Annotated in this window: 3 protein-coding genes, 1 tRNA gene and 1 pseudogene; all 5 read left to right on the top strand. The window is 58.7% G+C overall.

Translation table 11 applies throughout. The features are described from left to right. Positions 1–211: 211 nt before the first annotated feature. Positions 212–296 (top strand) — tRNA-Tyr (locus tag R7P69_RS24405). A gap of 240 nt (positions 297–536) precedes the next feature. Next, complete coding sequence (locus R7P69_RS24410) at positions 537–2324, top strand: ABC transporter ATP-binding protein (RefSeq protein WP_079325030.1); 1788 nt, start codon at positions 537–539, stop codon at positions 2322–2324. 82 nt (positions 2325–2406) lie between these two features. Then, positions 2407–3180, top strand: a complete 774-nt coding sequence (locus R7P69_RS24415; RefSeq protein ID WP_079325032.1) for an ABC transporter ATP-binding protein — start codon at positions 2407–2409, stop codon at positions 3178–3180. Beyond that, positions 3170–3448 (top strand): annotated as a pseudogene (locus R7P69_RS24420) (hypothetical protein); the annotation flags it as partial. The gene R7P69_RS24415 and the pseudogene R7P69_RS24420, both read left to right, overlap by 11 nt. 96 nt (positions 3449–3544) lie before the next feature. Continuing rightward, positions 3545–3761, top strand: a 217-nt coding sequence (locus R7P69_RS24425) for a DMT family transporter (protein WP_000679421.1), incomplete at its 3' end; no start/stop codon positions are given.

A 3761-nucleotide genomic window follows, 5' to 3' on the forward strand; every position in this document is an offset into this window, starting at 1 on the left:
GCGGTAAACGAGTGAGGGAATTTCAGGTAAGATACTTCGGATGAGGAGCAAAAAGGTGGTTTATACTTCCTATACCCCAGCATTCAATTCAAAAAGACAAAAAAAGGGTTTACACAAAGTCCGAGTTTGATAATATGCGCTCCGCACTTGATTGATGTGTTGGGAAAACGTCAGTTAAGCCTTTTCTTGTAAAAGATTAGGAAAACACCCTGGAGGGGTTCCCGAGTGGCCAAAGGGAGCAGACTGTAAATCTGCCGGCTCCGCCTTCGATGGTTCGAATCCGTCCCCCTCCACCATATTTTCTTGTGAGACAATAAGTTCTTGTGAGAGCAAAACTTGATTGATGCGTTGGGAAAACTTCATTCAAGCCTCTTCTTGTAAAAGATTAGGAAAACACCCTGGAGGGGTTCCCGAGTGGCATACCCGTGAAAATGATTCTGTTTTAATAAACGCTGGAATCCGCTACCCTTCCGCCTTTTAATCCTGCAGCACGCTCCCCGGCAGGGAGCAACACGCCAGCCAGAAGGATGCGGACCATGCCATCAACCAGCCAGCATACCAGCAGTTTTGCCGCCCTAGGCCGCCTGCTCCGATACGCCCGGGGCTACCGCCGCCGGATTATCGCGGCCGCCACCTGCTCCATCATCAACAAACTGTTCGACATCGCGCCGGAGATCCTGATCGGTGTTGCCATCGACGTGGTCGTCAACAAAGAAGAAAGCTTCGTCGCGGGCCTCGGCTTTGAAACCGCCCAGGAACAGATCACCATTCTGGCCGTACTCACCTTCTTCATCTGGGCCGGCGAATCCCTGTTCGAGTATCTGTACCAGATTCTCTGGCGCAACCTGGCCCAGCGGCTGCAATCTGACCTGCGACAAGACGCCTACGAACACGCCCAGCGCCTCGACATGAGCTTCTTTGAAGCCCGCAGCTCAGGCCAGCTGGTGGCTACGATGAATGACGACGTTAACCAGTTGGAGCGGTTCCTCGACGGTGGCGCCAACGCCATGATTCAGGTGCTGGTCACCGTGGTTGCCGTCGGTGCCGTGTTCTTCGTGCTGTCGCCGCTGATCGCCCTGCTGGCGTTCACCCCGATCCCCCTGATCATCTGGGGCGCTTTTTACTTCCAACGCAAAGCCGGGCCGCTGTACGCCGACGTGCGTGAGAAAGTCGGCGACCTGTCCAGCCGGTTGGCCAACAACCTGGGCGGCATCGCCACCATCAAGAGCTTCACCGCCGAACTTCGTGAAGCCCAGCGCCTTAAAGACGCCAGCGAAGCCTATGTAGACGCCAACCGGCGGGCCATTCGTATCAGCTCGGCGTTCATTCCAGTGATCCGCATGGCCATTCTGGCCGGCTTTCTGGCCACCTTCACCGTGGGCGGCATGATGGCCCTGAACGGCAACCTGAACGTGGGCGCTTATGGCGTGCTGGTGTTCCTGACTCAGCGCTTGCTGTGGCCGCTGACGGGCCTCGCGGAAGTGATTGACCTGTTTGAGCGCGCCATGGCCAGCACCCGGCGCATTCTCGACCTGCTCGCCGAGCCGGTGAACGTGCGGGACGAGGCCGGAAAAGCCCTGCCTGAGCCGGTTCGAGGCGCGGTCGAATTCAGCAACGTCAGTTTCCGCTACCCCAGCAGCGGCGCGGGTATTGAGGGCATCAGCCTGAACGTCCCGGCGGGCAATACCCTGGCCCTGGTGGGCGCCACCGGCTCTGGCAAATCTACACTGATCAAACTGCTCCTGCGCTTCTACGACCCAAGCCACGGCGATATCCGCATCGACGGCCAGCCCATTCGCGAGGTGAGTCTCCAGTCCCTGCGCAATGCCATTGGCCTGGTCAGCCAGGACGTGTACCTGTTTGAAGGCAGCATTCGGGATAACCTGGCCTATGGCAAACCGGACGCCACCGAAGAACAGATTATCGAAGCGGCTCGCACCGCCGAGGCCTGGTCGTTCATCCAGGCCTTGCCAGAAGGGCTGGATACGGCCGTCGGGGAGCGCGGCATCCGCCTGTCTGGCGGTCAGCGCCAGCGGTTGTCCCTGGCCCGCGCCCTGCTGAAAGATCCGCCCATTCTGGTGCTGGACGAGGCCACCAGCGCCGTGGACAACGAAACCGAAGCGGCCATTCAGCGCTCCCTGAAACGCATCGGGCACAATCGCACGGTGATCATGATAGCCCACCGTCTGTCCACCATTGTGGAGGCCGACACCATCGCGGTGGTCGACCAGGGGCAGGTAGTGGAACAGGGCACCCATCAGGCGCTGATCGAAAAAGGTGGCGCCTACGCGGCCCAGTGGCGGGTGCAGACCGGGCAGGCATAATTTGGAAGGCAACCCAACGACAATTCATTGATAGTAATTCGCATTTAGATTATCCTGCCGCTCTCACTTGGGGGGAATCTGAATGCCAGCGTTTTTTGAAGTTCGCGATCTTGCGGTGCGCATCGGCGACACCGACATCCTGCACCGGGTCAATATGACGTTCCAGGAGGGGCAGGTCACCGCTCTGCTCGGCCACAACGGTTCGGGCAAATCGACGCTTCTGAAAACCCTCGCCCGACAGATGACGGCCACCGATGGCGAGGTCGAGTTGCAGTCCCGGGCCAGCCAGAATTTCGGCGCCCGGGAATTTGCCCGCATCGTGGGCTACCTGCCCCAACACCCGCCCGCTACGGATGGGTTGACAGTTCGCGAACTGGTTGCCCTTGGCCGCTACCCCTGGCGCGGCCCGCTGGGGCGCTACACCGACGAAGACCAGCACCTGATCGACCAGGCCATTGCCGATACGGACCTGCGCCCCTTCCAGCATCGATCCGTGGATACTCTGTCTGGCGGCGAGCGTCAGCGAGCCTGGATTGCCATGCTGCTGGCCCAACAAACCCGCTGCCTGCTGCTGGATGAGCCCATCTCAGCGCTGGATGTGAAACACCAGGTCGAAACCCTTCGGCTTGTTCATCAACTGGCCGAGCAACGGGAGCTCACCGTGGTGGTCGTGCTTCACGACGTAGACCTGGCAGCGCGCTTCTGTGATCGACTGGTGGCTCTGAAAGCGGGCCGGGTCGTTGCTGACGGTTCGCCCAAGGACATCATGGACAGCCAGGTGCTGGAAAGCATTTATGGCGTTGGCATGGGCGTGATGGAGCGGGCACCCGGGCAGTGGGTGTCTTATGTTCATTGATACCCGGCGCGCCAGGCGCATCGCAGCTGTCTGTTGGCTGCTGTTTACCTCATCAACCGCCCACGCCGGCTCCTGGCAACACGAGGGCGGCACGCTGACGCTGGATGAACCACCCAAGCGTATTGTGACTCTGAATTGGGCCGCTACCGAATCGCTGTTACTGTTGGACGTAGCGCCTGTTGGCGTCGCTGATCTGACAGGCTATCGCACCTGGGTGAAGGAACCAGCGCTGCCGGAGGGCATCGCCAACGTGGGTACCCGCGTCGCCCCAAGCCTGGAAGCTATTGCCGAGCTGAAGCCCGATTTGATCGTCACCAGCTCGGAAATGGCTCTAATAAGCCCTACACAAATTGGGAGATATATCATGAAAGGCTGGCTTTTTCTTGTTATCGCAATAGTTGGCGAAGTAATCGCAACATCCGCATTAAAATCTAGCGAGGGCTTTACTAAGCTTGCCCCTTCCGCCGTTGTCATAATCGGTTATGGCATCGCATTTTATTTTCTTTCTCTGGTTCTGAAATCCATCCCTGTCGGTGTTGCTTATGCAGTCTGGTCGGGACTCGGCGTCGTCATAATTACAG

Origin of the sequence: Vibrio sp. 661, from assembly GCF_033339315.1 — a bacterium.
Taxonomy (GTDB): domain Bacteria; phylum Pseudomonadota; class Gammaproteobacteria; order Enterobacterales; family Vibrionaceae; genus Vibrio; species Vibrio alginolyticus.